Raw genomic sequence first — 17,789 nt, 5'->3', positions numbered from 1 at the left:
ATTCACACCGGCTAGGCCGCGCACGGGGCGGGCATTAGGGTGTATCGCATGTCAGCACCGCAGATCACGGCAGAAGTTCGGGAAGCGACGGCGTCGATAAGCAAGGGGAGCAGGGTGCGGCCGACATGGCCGCTCTACCTGCTGTTTTTTGCTGTCGCGGGGCTGGTGGGCGCGACGATCTCCTTCGGTCTGCTCACGGACTCCCTGGTGGCGCTGGGGATCCCGGATCCGGGCCCGGTGACCACCTGGGGGCTGCCGTTCTTCCGTGCCGTGGGATGGATGCTCGCGGCGCTGTCGGTGGGTTCCTTCATGTTCTCGGCGTTCTACATTTCGCCGAAGGTGCCGGACAATGACAATTCGCGGCTGGTCCGGGCCCCGCTGACGGTCGACGGCGACATCGCGGCGCGGACGGGCGCGTTCTCCGCGCTGAGCTTCGGGCTGATCGCGCTGCTGATGATTCCGCTGGTGCTCTCGGACGTGTCGGGAACGCCGTTCAAGGATGCGTTGGCGCTGGAGATGTGGGGCGTGGCGATCAACCAGGTGTCCACCGCGCAGGCGTGGGCCGTGGTGGCGGGCTTCTCCCTGGTGGTCGGCCTCGGGGGCCTGGTCTTCCGCAAGTGGATCGCGCAGCCGCTGCTGCTGGTCGGCGCGATCCTGATGATCGTCCCGCTGGGCATGGAGGGCCACGCCGCGGCCGGCGGCGCGCACGACTACGGCACGAACTCCTACCTGTGGCACCTGGTGGGGATGATGATCTGGGTGGGCGGTCTGCTGGCGCTGATCGCCCACGGCCGGCGGCTCGGCCCGGACATGGAGCTGGGGTTGCGCCGCTATTCCCGGATCGCGCTGTTCGCCATCATCGTGATGACCGTGTCGGGTCTGGTCAACGCGGCGGTGCGGGTGGAGTGGTCCGACTGGTTGACCACCACGTACGGCTACATCCTGGTGGCGAAGACAGTCGGGCTGCTGGCGCTGGGTTTCCTGGGGTGGGCGCACCGGTCGGTGACCATCCCGCGGATCGGTTCGCAGCCGCGGATGTTCCTGCGTTTCGCGGTCGTGGAGGCGCTGGTCATGGCTGCGGTGACGGGCGTGGCCATCACGATGGGCCGCACCCCACCGCCCCCGCCGCGGGACCCGAACCTCTCGCAGATGGCCATCCAGATGGGCTACGACCTCTACGAGAAGCCCACCCTGGCCAACGTGTTCACGATGTGGCGTTTCGACGTCATGTTCGGCACCATCGCCATCCTCATCACCGCCGGATACCTCTACGGCGTGTGGCGCGTCCGCCGCCGGGGCGGGCAGTGGCCGTGGCTGCGCACCGCGGCATGGCTGGCCGGCACTCTCTCGCTGCTCGTGACCACCAGCTCCGGCCTGGGCATGAACATGCCGGCGACCTACTCCATGCACATGATCGTGCACATGATCCTGTCAATGGTGGTGCCGCTGTTCCTGGCGCTCGGTGGCCCGCTCTCGCTGATCATGGCGGCCTACGATCCGGGCGAGCCCGGCCGGCCCTCCCCGCACGACTGGGTGGTGGCGATCACCCGGGCTCCGCTGCTGAAGTTCCTCACCCACCCGCTGGTGAACACGCTGCAGTTCCTGTTCTTCTTCTATGTGCTCTACATCTTCATCCCGTTCTACGAGCTGATGATCTCCGAGCACGCCGGCCACCTGTCGATGAACTGGGTGTTCCTGCTCTCCGGTTACCTGTATTTCTGGGAGCTGGTCGGGCCGGACCCCGTTCCGGTGAAGCGCCCCACCGCGATCCGTCTCGCGTGGCTGGTGGGCTCCATGCCCTTCCACCTGTTCGCGGGCATCTACCTCATGCAGCTGACCACCATCATGGGCGAGGAGTTCTACCTGAGCCTGGGGTTGCCGTGGGAGCTGAACCTGCTGGAGGACCAGCGGGTCGGCGGCGGCATCGGCTGGGCCTCGGGGTCCTTCCCGCTGGGGCTGGTCTTCTTCCTGCTCTTCCTGGGCTGGCGCCGCGATGACCGGGTCACCGAGGTCGAGTACGACAAGAGGGTCGAGTCCGGCGAGTCCGATGAATACGAGGTCTACAACGAGATGCTCGCTCGCATGGCCGAGGGACGCGGCGGGTATCCCGGACAGGAAGAAGGGGAATTCCGCAAGCGCTGACCCGGACGCCGCACCCGTGCCTGTGGATGGAGGGGGTTCATCCACAGGCGTGACGGCGCCGCCCTTGCCGCCGCCCCAGGTCAGTGGCAGTGTCCGGGGTGTCACGATCATCCGCATGACACCCAAGGGGGGAATTCACCGTGGCACAATCAACGACCACCATCACCGGCAACCTGACCAGGGACCCGGAACTCAAGTACTTCCAGCAATCCGGCACCGAGAGCGGCCGGCTCCGCGTGGCCGTCAACCGACGCATCCGCAAGGGCGATAAGTGGGAGGACGGCCCGACGCTGTTCATCAGCGTCGAGGTGTGGGGCCAGCTGGCCCGCAACTGCAAGATCTCGCTCATCCGGGGCATGCCCATCGTCGCCACCGGCCACCTCGTGCCCTCCCAGTGGCAGGTGGAGGGGGAGAAGCATCCCCGCACCCAGGTCATTCTCAAGGCCACCCACGTCGGACTGGACCTCAGCTGGCACATCGCGTCCTCGCGGAAGACGGACCCGGAGGACAAACGGGTCCAGGGGTTGAATATCCCCGCCTACGAGGTTGACAAGCTCTACGACGTGATCGTCGAGGCGCCCGCGCCCGCGCTGGGAGCAGGGGAGGGGGAAGATGATTCTGAGGGGGTCGTCAACATCACCGCCATGAGTGTGCCGGTGCCGGACGAGCCGCAGTCTCCGGAGGGGGACCATCCGGGGTTCTAGCAGATCACCCCCGGTGATGTACCCTGTGGAGTGTCTTTGACGCACTACACGCAAGGGGAGAAATGTCCGAGTTCATCTACACGATGAAGAATGTGCGAAGGGTCATCGGCGACAAGGTCATTCTGGACAATGTCACGATGGCCTTTTACCCGGGCGCCAAAATCGGCGTCGTCGGCCCCAACGGTGCCGGCAAGTCCTCCGTTCTCAAGGTCATGGCTGGCATGGACCAGCCCTCCAACGGCGAGGCCTTCCTCCAGCCCGGCGCGACCGTGGGCATCCTGCTGCAGGAGCCGCCGCTGAACGAGGAGAAGACCGTCCGCGAGAACGTCGAGGAGGGTCTCGGCGAAATCTTCGAGAAGAAGCAGCGCTTCGAGGCCATCGCCGAGGAAATGGCGACCAACTACACCGACGAGCTCATGGAGGAGATGGGCGTCCTCCAGGAGGCGCTCGACGCCGCCGACGCCTGGGAGGTCGACTCCAAGATCGAGCAGGCCATGGAGGCGCTGCGCTGCCCGCCGTCCGACGCACCGGTCACCAACCTCTCCGGCGGTGAGCGCCGCCGCGTCGCCCTGGCCAAGCTGTTGCTGTCCGAGCCGGACCTGCTGCTGCTCGACGAGCCCACCAACCACCTGGACGCCGAGTCCGTCCTGTGGCTGGAGAAGCACCTCGCCGACTACAAGGGTGCTGTCCTGGCCGTCACACACGACCGTTACTTCCTCGACCACGTCGCGGAATGGATCTGTGAGGTCGACCGCGGAAAGCTGCACCCCTACGAGGGCAACTACTCCACCTACCTGGAGAAGAAGGCCGAGCGCCTGCAGATCTCCGGCAAGAAGGACCAGAAGCTGCAGAAGCGCCTGAAGGACGAGCTGGCCTGGGTCCGCTCCTCCCCGAAGGCACGTCAGGCCAAGAACAAGGCCCGTCTGGAGCGCTACGAGGAAATGGCCGCCGAGGCCGAGAAGTACAGGAAACTGGACTTCGAGGAGATCCAGATCCCGACCCCGCCGCGCCTTGGCAACAAGGTCGTCGAGGTCAAGGACCTGGAGAAGGGCTTCGACGGTCGCATCCTGATCAAGGACCTGTCGTTCACCCTGCCGCGTAACGGCATCGTCGGCGTCATCGGCCCGAACGGTGTGGGTAAGACCACTCTGTTCAAGACCATCGTCGGTCTGGAGCAGCCGGACGCCGGCGTCGTCGACATCGGCGAGACCGTCAAGCTGTCCTACGTCGACCAGGGCCGTGAGAATATCGATCCGGAAAAGAGCGTCTGGGAGGTCGTCTCCGACGGGCTGGACTACATCCACGTCGGCCAGAACGAGATGCCGTCGCGTGCGTACCTCTCCGCCTTCGGTTTCAAGGGCGCCGACCAGCAGAAGCCGTCCAAGGTGCTCTCCGGCGGTGAGCGCAACCGGCTGAACCTGGCGCTGACCCTGAAGCAGGGCGGCAACCTGATCCTGCTCGATGAGCCGACCAACGACCTCGATGTCGAAACGCTCGGTTCGCTGGAGAACGCCCTGGTCGAGTTCCCGGGCTGCGCAGTGGTCATCTCCCACGACCGTTGGTTCCTGGACCGCACGTGTACCCACATCCTCGCCTGGGAGGGCAACGTCGAAGAGGGCCAGTGGTTCTGGTTCGAGGGTAACTTCGGCGACTACGAGAAGAACAAGGTCGAGCGACTCGGTATCGATGCCGCCCGTCCGTCGCGCGTCGCCCACCGCCGCCTGAGCCGCTAACACGACTTTTTGGGCGAGGCCCGCACTCCATCCGGGGTGCGGGCCTTCGGCGTTCCCGGGGTGCGGGCCGGGGCTGGGTGGATCTGGGTTGAGGGGCGAGGGGGCGGGACGGGACTAAAAGACGCGATCTCAACTACGCGATCACTCATCCATGACGCCTATTGCGCACATAGTGGTGACAGAAGGCGCGATCGCGTAGTTGAGATCGCGCCGTTTGGCCGGCCAGGCCAATCGGGCCAACCAGGCCAACCGGGAAGGCCGGGGGGTCGGACCCCACTAACCGGTCCCCGTGACGCCTAATCCATCTGCAGGACGGTGCGCAGCTCGGCGAAGAGCTCGGGACGGACCCGGTGGGTGACGGTCCGGCCTTCCCGGATCCTCTCCAGCAGCCCCGCCTCGGTCAGTTTCTTCAGGTGGTGGGAGACCGTCGGCTGGCTCAACCCGATGAGGTCCGTCAGCTCGTTGACGCTGACCGGGCCGCAGCCCCCGGCAGCCAACTGGGAGAGGATCTGCAGCCGGGCGGGCTCGGCGAGCACCTTGAACAGCGCGGCATAGCGGTTGGCCTCGTCGTCGGTGAGCGGGTCGGTGCCGAGCGAGCAGCATGCGGAGAGGTCGGCCAGGGGGAGAATCTGCACGGCGGTCATGTAGGCCAGCATATATTGACGGATGTCGATAAGGGAAGTATCTTGTTTATTGATAATCGTCAATATCTTGAAAGGTGTCGCATGACTGCACCAGTCAGACCCCCTCGTATGTCCTTCCTCGACAAGTATCTCCCGGTATGGATCATCCTCGCTATGGCCGCCGGCCTTATCATCGGACGCACCGTCCCCGGGATCGGCGACGCCCTTGGTGCGTTGGAGGTCGGCGGCATCTCGCTGCCGATCGCCCTCGGCCTGCTGGTGATGATGTACCCGCCGCTGGCCAAGGTCCGCTACGACAAGACCCGCGAGATCGCCGCAGACAAACGCCTGATGGCTGTCTCCCTGATCCTCAACTGGATCGTCGGCCCGGCCCTGATGTTCGCCCTGGCCTGGATCTTCCTGCCCGATGAGCCGGAGCTGCGCACCGGCCTGATCATCGTCGGCCTGGCACGCTGCATCGCCATGGTGCTCGTGTGGTCCGACCTGTCCTGCGGCGACCGCGAGGCCACGGCCGTGCTCGTGGCCATCAACTCCGTGTTCCAGGTCCTCATGTTCGGCGTCCTGGGCTGGTTCTACCTGCAGGTCCTGCCTTCCTGGCTGGGCCTGGAGACGACCTCCGCGGAGTTCTCCTTCTGGTCCATCGTCACCTCCGTCCTCGTATTCCTGGGTATCCCGCTGCTGGCAGGTGTGCTGTCCCGGGTGATCGGCGAGAAGATCAAGGGCCGGCGCTGGTACGAGTCGAAGTTCATCCCCGCGATCTCGCCGCTGGCGCTGATCGGTCTGCTCTACACCATTGTCCTGCTGTTCTCCCTGCAGGGTGAGCAGATCACCTCCCAGCCCTGGACCGTGGCACGGGTGGCGATCCCGCTGCTGGCCTACTTCGTCGGCATGTTCGCCATCGCGCTGCTCGCCTCGAAGGCGTCCGGGATGGGCTACGCCCAGTCCGCGTCGGTGTCCTTCACCGCCGCGGGCAACAACTTCGAGCTCGCCATCGCGGTGTCCATCGGCACCTTCGGCGCCACCTCCGCCCAGGCGCTGGCCGGCACCATCGGCCCGCTCATCGAGATCCCCGTGCTCGTCGGCCTCGTCTACGTCATGCTGTGGGTGGGACCGAAGCTCTTCCCGAACGATCCCACCCTGCCGACCGGCAGGACGCCTTCCACCAACCACACCACTGCAAAGGAAACCGTCGCATCATGACCACTGCACCTTCCGTCCTGTTCGTCTGCGTCGGCAACGGCGGCAAGTCCCAGATGGCCGCCGCACTCGCCGCCAAGCACGCCGGCGACCGCCTGGAGATCCACTCCGCCGGCACGAAGCCGGGCAGCAAGCTCAACGCCCAGTCCGTCGAAGCCATCGCCGAGGTCGGCGCGGACATGTCCCAGGGGACGCCGAAGGGCATCGACCCCGAGCTGCTGCGCGGGGTCGACCTCACCGTCATCCTCGGCGCCGACGCAGAGCTTGAGCTGCCCGCGGACGCGCGCGGAACGCTGGAGCGCTGGGTGACCGACGAACCGTCGGAACGCGGCATCGAGGGCGTCGAGCGCATGCGCCTGGTGCGCGACGACATCGACGCCCGCGTCCAGCAGCTCGTCGCGGAACTCGCGGGCTGAGCCGTGGCCGCCACCGGAAACGACCGGCCCAGCGTCCTGTTCGTCTGCGTGCACAACGCGGGCCGCTCCCAGATGGCCGCCGCCTACCTGCAGGAGCTGTCCGGCGGGAAGGTGTCGGTGCTCTCGGCCGGCTCCGAACCCGGTGACCGGCTCAATCCGGCCGCGGTGGCCGTCATGGCGGAGGAGGGCATCGACCTGACGCAGGCCTCCCCGAAGGTGCTCACCACCGAGGCGGTCCAGGCCTCCGACGTGGTCATCACCATGGGCTGCGGCGACACCTGCCCCGTCTTCCCCGGCAAACGCTACGAGGACTGGCAGCTCGAGGATCCGGCCGGCAAGGACCTCGAGGTTGTCCGCGCCATCCGCGACGACATCAAGGGCCGTGTCACCGCTCTGCTCGCTGAACTGATCCCCTGACCACCCCACCCACCGTCACCTGCATGCTCCAGGAAAGGCACGGCATGTCCACCGACGCTTCTGCGCTGCACACCAACCTCCTCAAGCGGATCACCGGCAACCTCACCGACACCTACCGGGGGGTTTTCTCCGCCGAGACCATCGAACGCTACGTCTACGAGTCCTACACGGCACTGGCCCGCACGGCCAAGGTCCAGACCTACCTTCCGGTCCTCGCGGAGCGCTTCGCCAAGGACCGCCTGCGGGCGCTGGCCCAGGCGGAGGGCAAGATCGCCTCCGTGGTGCCGCAGGTACTGTTCGTCTGCGTCCATAACGCCGGACGCTCCCAGATCGCCGCCGCCCTGCTGAAGCATTACGCCGGTGACGGCGTGGAGGTGCGTTCCGCAGGTTCCACCCCCGGCGACGAGATCTCCCCGATGGCGGTCGAGGTCCTCCGGGACCGCGGACTCGACCTCACCGGCGCCTACCCGAAGCCGCTGACCGACGACGTGGTGCGGGCAGCCGACTACGTCATCACGATGGGCTGCGGCGACGTCTGCCCGATCTACCCCGGCAAGCACTACCTGGACTGGGATCTGGCAGATCCGGCCGACCAGGGCCGCGAGCAGGTGGAGGCCATCGTCGATGAGATCGACGAGCGCGTGAAGGGTCTCTGGCAGACCGTCCGTTAGAAGATGCTCAATCAGCGGGGGAGCGGGCCGGATCAGCCGGCCCGCTCCTTCGTTTTCCCGGTGTCTCCCGGCGGAGCGGCGCAGCCCGAGGCCCACCTGCCGGCGATCCGGTATAGATTGGACGGGAACAATCCGCGCACACCGTGATCAACTCCGTGATTAATCCCGCGAGCAACACCTGAAGAGGAACAGCCCCCACATGAACGCCGACCAGAACTCCGCCCTGCATGTGACGACCGTGCCGGTCCGTTGGTCCGATTTCGACCGTTACGGCCACATCATGAACGCGAACTACGTCGAGGTCGCACAGGAGGCGCGCCTGCAGTTCGCCGAGGACGAGTTCACCGCCCGGGGCCACGACTTCGCCGTGTTCGTCCGCCACCTCGACGTCGATTACCTGCGTCCGGTGCTGCCCGACACCACGGAACTGCTCATCGAAACGCAGGTCGTGGAGATCGGCAACACCTCCTTCACCACCCGCCAGGAGATCAAGGACCGGCAGGGCCGTGTCGCCTGCGTCGTCGAGTGCGTGCAGGTTGCCATCGACATGACGACCGAGCGGCCACGCTCGATCACCCAGAAGGAAGTCAAGATCCTCACCCGCGCCGAGGACGTCGACCAGCTTGAGTCCGGCGACGTCGGCAAGTGATCACCGAGTCGCTGCGGATCCTCGACGGCGCGCCGGGGCTCCAGTCGCTGATCGGCCGCGCCGCCGATCTCGACGCCTCCGCGTCCGTGCGGTTCCGCCAGCTCGGCCAGTGGGTGGACGTGTTCGTCACCACCCCGTTCCAGGTCGTCGCCTCCCGCCGGATCGAGGGCACTGCCTCCCGTGACGGCGCGGTGGTCTCCGCAGTGGAGCTCATCGACGCCCTCCGCGCCGGCACCGAGACCATCGGCGCCGCCCGGGATCCGAACTGGCCCGGCGCGCTGCCGCCCGCCGAGGGTTTCACGCTGGTGGACAACATTCCCGTCAGCGTCGTCCGGGAGCTCGCGGACAAGGGCCAGGCCCTGGCGCGGCAGTTCTCCGGCCCCCTGGGCCCCCCGGCCAGCCTGCTGGACCAGACGGTGCTCACCGTCGAGGGCGAGGCAGGAACCGCGGAGATCACCATGCGGATGATCTTCACCTGCACCTCGCTCGGCCTGATCCCGGGTTTCTCCGCGCCGATGGACATCCCCCGCCACCTGCGGGTGTCGGTGTCCGGTCGGTGGGTGCGTGTCGACGCCCCCTTCGGCACCGTCTACCGCTCCACGACCTTGTCGCTCTTCTAGAGCAGGATCCAGCCGGCCAGCGCCGCGAACAGCGCGATCGACCACGGCGGGAGCTGCCACTTCGCCAGCCCCAGCCAGCACAACGCCGCGATGGCCAGGGTGGCGGTCCCGGTGACGCCGTGCGTGAGCACCGGGTCCCACAGTGCCGCGCCGAGCAGACCCACGACCGCGGCGTTGACCGCGGTGAACGCGGCGCGCAGCACGGGGGAACGACGCCAGCGGCCCCAGAAGTGCAGACCTGCGGTCATGAGCAGGGCGGAGGGGGCGAATATCGCCACGGTCGCCAGGACGGCGCCCCCGACCCCGCCGTCGACGCCGCCGAGGAAGGACGCGAAGGTGAACAGCGGCCCGGGCACCGCCTGGGCGGCGGAGTAGCCGGCCAGGAACTGGGACTGCGTGACCCAGCCGGTGACCACGGTCTGCTGTTCGAGCAGCGGCAGCACGACGTGCCCGCCGCCGAAGACCAGAGCGCCGGTCTGGAAGTAGGCCGAGGCCCGGTCGAGCAGTCCGCCGCCCAGCGTGGCGGCGCCGAGCCACAGGCCGGCCAGCAGGGTGAAGAACAGCACCAGGCTGACCACCGCCGCGCGGGAGGACACCGGCCGGATCTGGTCGAGGCCGCCGCCGTCACCGTCCCCGGGTCCCTTTCCCCGCAGCAGCAGGACGCCCGCCGCGCTGGCGGCGAGGATGACCGCGACGTGGGTCAGCGGGCTCGGCACCGCCAGCACGACCAGGCCGGCGATCACCGCGACGGTGGCGGTGATCCTCGTGTTCGCCATGCCCCGGGCCATGCCCGCGACCGCGTGGAGGACCACGGCGACGGCCGCGGCGAGCAGCCCCCTGATCCAGCCCTGCCCGCCGTCGACCGCGGAGGTGGACATGATCAGGCCGAACGCCGTGAGGATCGCCGCGGAGGGGAGGGTGAACATCACCCAGGCGGCGAACATCCCGGCCCAGCCGGCCCGGTGGTAACCCAGGGCCATGCCCACCTGGGATGATGCGGGGCCGGGCAGGAACTGTGCGATGGCCACGATGTCGGCGTAACTGCGCTCGCTCAGCCAGTTCCGCCGCGTGACGAACTCCTCGCGGAAGTATCCGAGGTGGGCTGTCGGACCGCCGAAGGCGGTCACGCCCAGGAGGCCGAAACTGCGGATCACTTCGCCGAGATTCCGGCCGGATGCCTGTTCCCTGTTCACCGCCCACATGCTAGGCGGTTGGGGCCCCACCCGCCGGGTGCCGCCTGTCGGCCAGCCCGGGTTGACGTGGCACAATGGTCGGAACGTTCTGAAACCACGGTCACATCGATCGGCCACAGAGAGGGTAGTCACGCCATGCGCATCGGTATCCCCAGAGAGATCATGATTCACGAGGGCCGCGTGGCGCTGAGTCCCGCCGGTGCCGCCACCCTCATCGCGGACGGCCACGAGGTGCTGGTCGAGACAGGCGCCGGGGAGGGGTCCTCCTTCCCGGACGCGGAGTACGCGGAGCGGGGCGCCCGCATCGTGGAGACCGCCGCCGAGACCTGGGAGCGGGCGGAGTTGGTGCTCAAGGTGAAGGAACCGCTGCCGGAGGAGTACGGGTACCTCCGCGCGGACCTCGTCCTGTTCACCTACTTGCACCTGGCCGCCTCCCGCGAGTGCACGCAGGCGCTGATCGACTCGAGGATCACGGCGCTGGCCTACGAGACCGTCACCGATTCCCGCGGCGGCCTGCCGCTGCTCACCCCGATGAGCCAGGTCGCCGGCCGGCTGGCGGTGCAGGAGGGCGCCCACCACCTGATGAGCCACAAGGGCGGCCGCGGCGTGCTGCTGGCGGGCGTGCCCGGCACCTCGCCGGCGAAGGTGGTCGTCCTCGGCGGGGGCCAGGTGGGGGCGTCGGCCGTCGCCATGGCGCAGGGCGCGCGTGCCTCGGTCACCGTCATGGACCTCGACCCGCGGGTGCTGGAGCGTTTCGACGACCTCTACCAGGGCAACGTCCGCACCATCCTCTCGGATCCCATGACCGTCGAGGAGGAGCTTCTCGACGCCGACCTGGTCATCGGCGCCGTCCTCGTCGCCGGCGCCAAGGCCCCGACGCTGGTCTCCGACGATCTGGTGTCCCGGATGAAAAAGGGGGCGGTGCTCGTCGACGTCGCCATCGACCAGGGCGGCTGCTTCGAGTCCTCCCGCAAAACCAGCCACGAGGAGCCGACCTTCCGCGTCCACGACACCCTCATCTACGGTGTGCCCAACATGCCCGGCGCGGTGGCCAACACCTCCACCCGGGCGCTCACGGGCGCGACCCTGCCCTATGTCCGCGGCATCGCGGAGCTCGGCGTCGAGGGCGCGACCGCACGGTTCCCGGGGCTTGCCCCGGGCCTGATGACCAGCGCGGGAAGCCTGGTCAGTGAGCCGGTGCGCCGGGCGTTCCCGGATCTGGCCGGTTGATCAGCATCGCCGCCACCCGTTCCATGTGGTCCCACATCTGGTGGCGGTAGGCGGGCGGAATCGTCTCGTCGTCGATCCGGTCGAGGGAGACCTTCATCATTTCCAGCCACCGGATGGCGGCGGCCCGGTCGACGGGGAACTCGAAGTGGCGGCGGCGCAGCATCGGCGCGCCGCGCTGCTCGTTGAAGGTCGTGGGTCCGCCCCAGTACTGGGCGAGGAACCACTTGAGGCGGTTTTCCGCCCCCTCCCAGTCGTCGTCGGGGTACATGGGGCCGAGGATGTCGTCTTCCTTGACCTGCTCGTAGAACCCGGCTGCGATCCGGGAGAAGGTGGCGTCGCCGCCGACCGCTTCGTAGAGGGACGTCTCGGTGCTCATGGTCCCCAGCCTAGACTGGCCCGCATGAGCGACCACGCACTCGTCCTCGACGACGTCACCGTCCGGCGGGGGAGCGCCCGCCTCGTCGATAGGCTGACGTGGCGTGTGCCCACCGGTTCCCACTGGGCGGTGCTGGGCCCGAACGGGGCGGGCAAGTCGACGGCCCTGAAGCTGGCCGGCGGCTGGTGGTACCCGACGACCGGCACCGTCGACATCCTCGGGCGGCGCCTGGGCCGGGTGGAGCTGCTCAAGCTGCGCCGGTGCATCGGCTGGGTCGATCCGCGCCAGCGTCTCGGCGATCACACGGTCTCCGACCTCGTCCTCAGCGGAGTCGCCGGATCCAACGGCCTGCTCCCGCGCTGGACGCCGTCGGCGGAGGAACTCGGGCGGCTGGCGCAGCTGCTGGAACTGACCGGCATGGCCGGCCGGGCGGAGCGCCGGTGGATGGAGCTGAGCCAGGGTGAACGCGCCCGCACGCTCATCGCCCGGGCCCTGATCACCGAACCGGAGCTGCTGCTTCTCGACGAGCCCACCACCGGCCTCGACCTCCCGGGCCGGGAACTGCTCCTGCGCGTCATCGACGAGCTGCGCGCGGAACGCCCCGACCTGACCACGGTGCTGGTGACGCACCACGTGGAGGAGATCGCGGCGTCGACAAGCGATGTCCTGCTGATGAAAGACGCCCGCATCCTGGCCGCCGGCCCGGTGGGGGAGACGCTGACGTCGGAGAATCTCTCCGAACTCTACGACCTGCCGGTGTCCCTGGAGACCGTCTCCGGGCGCTGGTTCGCGCTCTGCATATAATTCCGGAGCAGTGCTGGACCTATGGACCGCTTGGTCTATAGTGGCCGTCATGACTCACGGACTCAATGGTTTCTCGAGCCGCTCCATCCACTCCGGATACGAGCCCGACAGCCTCTACGGCCCGATCAACACCCCGATCTACGCGTCGACGACTTTCGCGCAGGACGGCCTCAACGAACTGCGCGGCGGGTTCGAGTACACCCGCTGCGGCAACCCGACGATTGACGCCCTGGAAAAGACCGTCGCCAACCTGGAGGGCGCCGACTACGGCCGCGCCTTCTCCTCCGGCATGGCGGCCACCGACGTCATCCTGCGCATCCTCCTGCGCCCGGGCGACCACCTTGTCCTCGGCCACGACGCCTACGGCGGCACCTGGCGCCTCATCGACCAGGCCTTCGGCCCGTGGGGCGTGGAGTACACGGTCGTCGACACCACCGACGTCGACGCCGTCGCCGGCGCCGTGCGGGAGAACACCAGGCTGATCTGGCTGGAGACCCCCACCAACCCGGCGCTGAGCATCACCGACATCGCCGCCGTCGCGGCCATCAAGGGCGACGCCGCCCTCGTGGTCGACAACACCTTCGCCTCCCCCTACCTGCAGAATCCCCTGGCGCTGGGCGCCGACCACGTCCTGCACTCGACCACCAAGTACCTCGGCGGCCACTCCGACGTGGTCGGCGGCGTGGTGGTCACCAACGACGCATCCTTCGACGAGCAGCTGCTGTGGTTCCAGGGCGGCGTCGGCCCCATCCCCTCGCCCTTCGACGCCTACCTCACCGCCCGCGGAATCAAGACCCTGGCCGTGCGCATGGACCGCCACTGCGACAACGCAGAGGCCGTCGCCGAGCATCTGGAGGCCTCCGACCTGGTGTCCACCGTCCTCTACCCGGGCCTGCCCTCGCACCCCGGCCACGAGGTGGCCAAGCGTCAGATGAAGCGCTTCGGCGGCATGATCTCCGTGCGCTTCCACTCCGAGGAGGCCGCCCGTGTGTTCTGCCTCAACACCAAGCTGATCTGCCTGGCGGAATCACTGGGCGGCGTGGAATCGCTCGTCGAGCACCCGGCCACCATGACCCACTCCTCGGCCACCGGCTCCCAGCTGGAGGTCCCGCGTGACCTGGTGCGCATCTCCATCGGCATCGAGGACATCGAGGACCTCCTCGCCGACATCGATGTCGCACTGGCCGCCGTCAGCGCGGTCGAGGCCAGCGCCGGGGTCTCCGCGGACGCCTGACCTGTCCAGAGTCGCCTCCGATTGACCCGGCATTCCTGGTTGCCCCCGGTGCACCTGCGCCGGGGGCAACCAGAAACCCCGGGGCCGTGTGTGCTTCAGGGGAAGTGGATCGGCGGCAGGTGCGGCCTCGGTGGCAGTTCGAGCCGGTGGAGCATGCCACGGTAGGCATGGAACCCCACCACGTCCCGGTACCCGAAACGGTTCATCCTGACGCTGGCCCGGACGAGTTCGTCGGAGCGCGTCTTCTCCTTCGCGAGGACGAACCGTTGCTCTGCTTCAGCCGAGCCGTACTTTCCGCCGCCGTCGAGCTCGACGAACTGGTCGGTGCCCTCGACCTGGAAATCAACCCGGTACTTCCGACCGCTCTCCCCCTCGACCTCGACCTGCGGGATCACCTCGAAACCCCCGAAGAACACCGTCTGCGCCAGGAAGATCGACTCCAGGGCGGACTCCACCAGGGGAGTGGCGTGTTCGAGGAGTAACGGCAGGTGGGTAACACCGCGCCGGCCCTGCGCGTGCGCGCGGATGCCGTCGATGCTGGCCAGGCCCGCCCGGAGCGCCCCGCATGCGGCCACGAAGCCCGCCCCGAAACCGTGCACCCGGGTCAGATCGACGATGGTGCGCTCGATGGTGGTGACGGGCTGACTGTCCACCGTGGTGCGGTGGTGGCCGGGCAGTTCCGCATGGAGTTCCACCAGCGCGGGACCGGTCCGGATCCGGTGGCCGGTGCTGCGCCGGTAGATCGTGTGCGAGGCGGGCACCGGCAGGTAACGCCATAGTCCGTGCACCGCCGCGGCCGAGTACCCGGCCAGGATTCTCCCTTCAGTGGCCCCGACGGCCCGGGCATCCAGGTTGTATCTGCCCCAGTCCGGGAGCGGGAGGTACTTCTCGGCCTCCACGAACGCCCCGCGGCTGAGCTTGAGCAGCACCCCGTGGCGCAACAGTGTGCGGAAGATTCCGGCGGCGTCGGCCAGATACCGGTGGTCCCGGCTCAGAATCAGCCCATCGGGGCGTCTGGTGCACTGGTGGAGCAGTCTGGTTGCGGCAGGTGTGGGCATGATCCCCCTCGACGGTTGCGGAAATCTCTTCGCCGTAGTTGGACTCCGCGGGTGACGGGCAGGTTCCCCGGGGGCCTTACCCCCGGCATTCCTGGTTGCCCCCGGTGCTTCTGCGCCGGGGGCAACTAGGAATGCCGGGTCCACCGACGGCCACCCCGCCTAGAACAGCCGGATCACGGCCACACCGGCCACCATGCATGCCAGCCCCAGGGCCCGCAGCAGGGTGGTCGGCTTCCTGCGCGCCCCCAGCAGCCCGAAGTGGTCGATGAGCAGACTGCCGGCCATCATGCCCAGCAGGATCGTCATGACCGTCAGCCCGGTGCCGATGACCGGCGACAGGAAAGCGTTGCCGAACACGAACGCCGCGCCCAGGAAACCGCCGATCCACATCCACCACGGGTTGCGGTCCATGCCCGCCGGCACGCCCAGCCCCCACGTCGCCCGCGTGCCCAGCACAATGAGCAGCAGGACGGCCACCCCGACGGTGAAGGAGACCAGTGCCGCCCCGGTCGCGGTGCCCAGCACCACGCCCAGCTGACCGTTCACGGCGGTCTGGGTGGCGGAGAACATACCGAAGACGACGCCGGCACACCGCCAGGCCCACAGGCTCAGGCCTGCGCTCGACCCGGTGCCGACCACCCGGTCCCGGCGCAGCAGGGCGTCCGCCAGGCCGATCGCGCCGAGTACGCCGGAGACCAGCAGCAACGCCCCCAGGATGCGCGTGGCGCCGAGTGCGGCCTGCGGGGCGTTGAACCAGCCGAAGTGGTCGATGAGCAGGCCCATGATCACCTGCCCTGTGACGGGAAGCACCACCGTCTGCACGCTGCCGAGCCGGGGGAAGAGGAAGATGTTTCCGGTCAGCACGGCCACGCCGAGCAGCCCGCCGGACCACAACCAGGCCGGCCGCCCGGCGGTGAGGGCGGGGTCGGGCAGGCGGCCGTCGAGAAGCAGGGCCGCGGCCAGCAGGGTGAGAAAACCCACGGTGAAGGACACCAGCGACGCCAGGAACGGCGAACCCACCGACAAGCGCAGGCGGGAGTTGGCGTTGGTCTGCACGGGCATCACCAGCCCGACCAGGATGCCGAACAAGACTCCGAACATGCTCCTCCTCTTTCGGACAGATGAGACCGCGCGCACGGGGCCCCGGCTAGAGTCCATGGTATGACCACCGAAGCAATCGCCATCGTCACGGGAGCCACGGGCGGCATGGGGCGCGAGATCGTCGCCGAACTCGCCCGCACCCACCACGTCTACGCCCTCGGGCGCAACGACGACGCTCTGGCCGAACTTGGTGCGCTCTCCAACGTCACCCCCGTGTCCACCGACCTGGTCACCGACCTGCTCGGCGGCACGGAGGCGCCCTCCCCGGTGGCCCGGCTGCTGGACCTCACGCGTATCGACGTCGTCGTGCACGCCGCCGCCGTCGCCACGAAGTTCAGCGTGGAATCCGCGCGGGTCGCCGACTGGCGCACCGCACTGGACATCAACGTCGTGGTGCCCGCCGAGCTCACCCGGAGGGTGCTGCCCGCCCTGCGCGCCGCCCGGGGCACGGTGGTGTTCATCAACTCCGGTGCCGGCCGCGGGTCCTACGGCGACAACATCGTCTACGCCGCCACCAAGCACGCCCTCTACGCGGTGGCCGACGGCCTGCGCAAGGCCGAATCCGGGGCGGGCGTCCGCGTGAGCACCGTCGCCCCGGGGCCCACCGACACCCCGATGCTCGAGCGGCTGCAGGCGCAGAGCGGCGCCGAGTACGTCGCTGAGCACTACATCGAACCGGTGGAGGTCGCCCGCGCGGTCCGCACCGTCGTCGACGCCGGCCCGAGCGCCCAGATCACCGACATCTCCGTGCGCCCGCGCATCGAGGTGGGGGACCGGAAACCCCCGCGCGGCTGAGGTAATTACATAACCCAGTTTTAATGCAACTAAGATGGTCGCGTGAACTTCCCGCTCTCCCGACGCCCCGCCTACCTGGCCATCGCCGATGCCGTCCGCGAACGCATCAGCCGGTGCGGGCTCACCGGCGGGGACCGGCTCCCCACCGAACGTGAACTGGTCGAGGAGTTCGGCGTCGCCCGGATGACCGTCCGCAGCGCGCTCGACGTCCTGCAGCAGGAGGGGCTGATCGAACGCCGACGAGGCCGCAGCGGAGGCACCTTCGTCCGCACTGTCCCGTCCGTGGTGGAACTCAACTGCATGGAAGGGCTGCCCCAGCAGCTGCGCCGGGACGGCCTGGAGATCACCGCCCGGGTGCTCCACGCGGGTCAGGTCGACGCGGACCCCTGCGTCGCCGCAGCCCTGCAGATCGCCCCCTGCGAGCCCGTCTACCGCGTCGCCCGCCTCGGTTCGGTGAAGGGGACCCCGCTGATCATCCAGCACTCCTTCTATCCGCCCGCGCTCGTGCCGGGACTGCTCGAGGAGGACCTCTCCCAGTCGATCCCGGAGCTCCTCCACACCCGCTGGAACCTCCGGCTGACCCGGAAAACCGAGGTCATCGCCCCAGGCCTGGCCGCGGACGACGAGGCCGAGGCCCTGGCCGTGGACCGGGACCTGCCGTTGCTGCACATCTGCCGAACCCTCCTGACCGAGGGCGGGCTGCCCGTCGAGTACTCCCGGGACGTGCTGCGCCCCGACATCGCACACGTCCGGGTGGTCACCGAGGCACAGTACGCCTAGCGCCGCCCGCATCTGATGCGGGACC

At 68.4% G+C, this 17,789-nt stretch carries 19 protein-coding genes; 14 read left to right on the top strand and 5 right to left on the bottom strand.

Annotation, left to right across the window (positions count from 1 at the left end; genetic code table 11):
* The first annotated feature begins 48 nt into the window (after positions 1–48).
* The 3 genes from B840_RS09800 (at position 49) to ettA (ending at position 4,579) form a co-directional block, all read left to right on the top strand.
* Positions 49–2,142, top strand: a complete 2,094-nt coding sequence (locus tag B840_RS09800) for a bifunctional copper resistance protein CopD/cytochrome c oxidase assembly protein (protein ID WP_042621990.1) — start codon at positions 49–51, stop codon at positions 2,140–2,142.
* 140 nt (positions 2,143–2,282) lie between these two features.
* Complete coding sequence (locus B840_RS12935) at positions 2,283–2,846, top strand: single-stranded DNA-binding protein (RefSeq protein WP_052491168.1); 564 nt, start codon at positions 2,283–2,285, stop codon at positions 2,844–2,846.
* Positions 2,847–2,908: 62 nt separating this feature from the next.
* Positions 2,909–4,579 (top strand): energy-dependent translational throttle protein EttA, encoded by a 1,671-nt coding sequence (ettA, locus tag B840_RS09790; protein ID WP_042621989.1) that lies wholly within the window; start codon positions 2,909–2,911, stop codon positions 4,577–4,579.
* Between the two features lie 296 nt (positions 4,580–4,875).
* Here the strand turns inward: ettA and B840_RS09785 are convergent, their stop codons facing one another.
* Positions 4,876–5,223: an ArsR/SmtB family transcription factor gene (locus tag B840_RS09785; RefSeq protein WP_040087615.1), complete on the bottom strand. Its 348-nt coding sequence runs from the start codon at positions 5,221–5,223 to the stop codon at positions 4,876–4,878.
* 81 nt (positions 5,224–5,304) lie between these two features.
* Between B840_RS09785 and arsB the strand changes: the two genes are divergently transcribed.
* The 6 genes from arsB (at position 5,305) to B840_RS09755 (ending at position 9,193) form a co-directional block, all read left to right on the top strand.
* Positions 5,305–6,423, top strand: coding sequence for an ACR3 family arsenite efflux transporter (gene arsB / locus B840_RS09780; protein ID WP_042621988.1), 1,119 nt, complete (start codon positions 5,305–5,307; stop codon positions 6,421–6,423).
* On the top strand, positions 6,420–6,836 hold the full coding sequence (locus B840_RS09775) for an arsenate-mycothiol transferase ArsC (protein WP_042621987.1): 417 nt from the start codon (positions 6,420–6,422) through the stop codon (positions 6,834–6,836). Before arsB ends, B840_RS09775 begins: the two co-directional genes overlap by 4 nt.
* Before the next feature lie 3 nt (positions 6,837–6,839).
* On the top strand, positions 6,840–7,253 hold the full coding sequence (locus B840_RS09770) for an arsenate reductase ArsC (protein ID WP_042621986.1): 414 nt from the start codon (positions 6,840–6,842) through the stop codon (positions 7,251–7,253).
* Positions 7,254–7,276: 23 nt separating this feature from the next.
* Complete coding sequence (locus B840_RS09765; protein ID WP_373285107.1) at positions 7,277–7,924, top strand: arsenate-mycothiol transferase ArsC; 648 nt, start codon at positions 7,277–7,279, stop codon at positions 7,922–7,924.
* A 199-nt stretch (positions 7,925–8,123) separates the two neighbouring features.
* Positions 8,124–8,573 (top strand): acyl-CoA thioesterase, encoded by a 450-nt coding sequence (locus B840_RS09760; protein ID WP_042621984.1) that lies wholly within the window; start codon positions 8,124–8,126, stop codon positions 8,571–8,573.
* Entirely contained in the window at positions 8,570–9,193 is a 624-nt protein-coding gene (locus B840_RS09755) for a DUF8185 domain-containing protein (protein ID WP_042621983.1), read from the top strand. Before B840_RS09760 ends, B840_RS09755 begins: the two co-directional genes overlap by 4 nt.
* Here the strand turns inward: B840_RS09755 and chrA are convergent.
* Complete coding sequence (gene chrA, locus B840_RS09750) at positions 9,190–10,395, bottom strand: chromate efflux transporter (RefSeq protein ID WP_042621982.1); 1,206 nt, start codon at positions 10,393–10,395, stop codon at positions 9,190–9,192. The genes B840_RS09755 and chrA overlap by 4 nt on opposite strands.
* Positions 10,396–10,521: 126 nt before the next feature.
* Between chrA and ald the strand changes: the two genes are divergently transcribed.
* A complete protein-coding gene (ald, locus tag B840_RS09745) occupies positions 10,522–11,616 on the top strand; it encodes an alanine dehydrogenase (protein ID WP_042621981.1) in 1,095 nt (364 codons plus the stop codon).
* On the opposite strand, the gene B840_RS09740 is transcribed toward ald, so the two are convergent.
* Positions 11,573–11,992: a globin gene (locus tag B840_RS09740; protein WP_042621980.1), complete on the bottom strand. Its 420-nt coding sequence runs from the start codon at positions 11,990–11,992 to the stop codon at positions 11,573–11,575. The genes ald and B840_RS09740 overlap by 44 nt on opposite strands.
* A 24-nt stretch (positions 11,993–12,016) precedes the next feature.
* Between B840_RS09740 and B840_RS09735 the strand changes: the two genes are divergently transcribed.
* Together B840_RS09735 and B840_RS09730 are read left to right on the top strand one after the other, a co-directional pair.
* Positions 12,017–12,796, top strand: coding sequence for an ABC transporter ATP-binding protein (locus B840_RS09735; protein ID WP_042621979.1), 780 nt, complete (start codon positions 12,017–12,019; stop codon positions 12,794–12,796).
* 49 nt (positions 12,797–12,845) lie between these two features.
* Positions 12,846–14,030: a cystathionine gamma-synthase gene (locus B840_RS09730; protein WP_042622701.1), complete on the top strand. Its 1,185-nt coding sequence runs from the start codon at positions 12,846–12,848 to the stop codon at positions 14,028–14,030.
* A 95-nt stretch (positions 14,031–14,125) separates the two neighbouring features.
* Here the strand turns inward: B840_RS09730 and B840_RS09725 are convergent, their stop codons facing one another.
* Positions 14,126–15,088, bottom strand: coding sequence for a hypothetical protein (locus B840_RS09725; RefSeq protein ID WP_156971895.1), 963 nt, complete (start codon positions 15,086–15,088; stop codon positions 14,126–14,128).
* Between the two features lie 159 nt (positions 15,089–15,247).
* Positions 15,248–16,189, bottom strand: coding sequence for a DMT family transporter (locus B840_RS09715; RefSeq protein WP_042621976.1), 942 nt, complete (start codon positions 16,187–16,189; stop codon positions 15,248–15,250).
* Positions 16,190–16,249: 60 nt separating this feature from the next.
* Here B840_RS09715 and B840_RS09710 point away from each other — a divergent pair, with 60 nt between their 5' ends.
* Positions 16,250–16,984 carry an SDR family oxidoreductase gene (locus B840_RS09710; RefSeq protein ID WP_042621975.1) on the top strand — a complete coding sequence of 245 codons (735 nt, stop codon included), beginning with the start codon at positions 16,250–16,252 and terminating at the stop codon, positions 16,982–16,984.
* A gap of 42 nt (positions 16,985–17,026) precedes the next feature.
* The gene (locus B840_RS09705; RefSeq protein ID WP_042621974.1) at positions 17,027–17,764 is read left to right on the top strand and encodes a GntR family transcriptional regulator; all 738 of its coding nucleotides are present in this window, start codon (positions 17,027–17,029) and stop codon (positions 17,762–17,764) included.
* Positions 17,765–17,789: the final 25 nt, after the last annotated feature.

The sequence above is a fragment of the Corynebacterium marinum DSM 44953 genome (assembly GCF_000835165.1).
Taxonomy (GTDB): Bacteria; Actinomycetota; Actinomycetes; order Mycobacteriales; family Mycobacteriaceae; genus Corynebacterium; species Corynebacterium marinum.
This window is presented reverse-complemented; position numbering and strand designations above follow the sequence as displayed.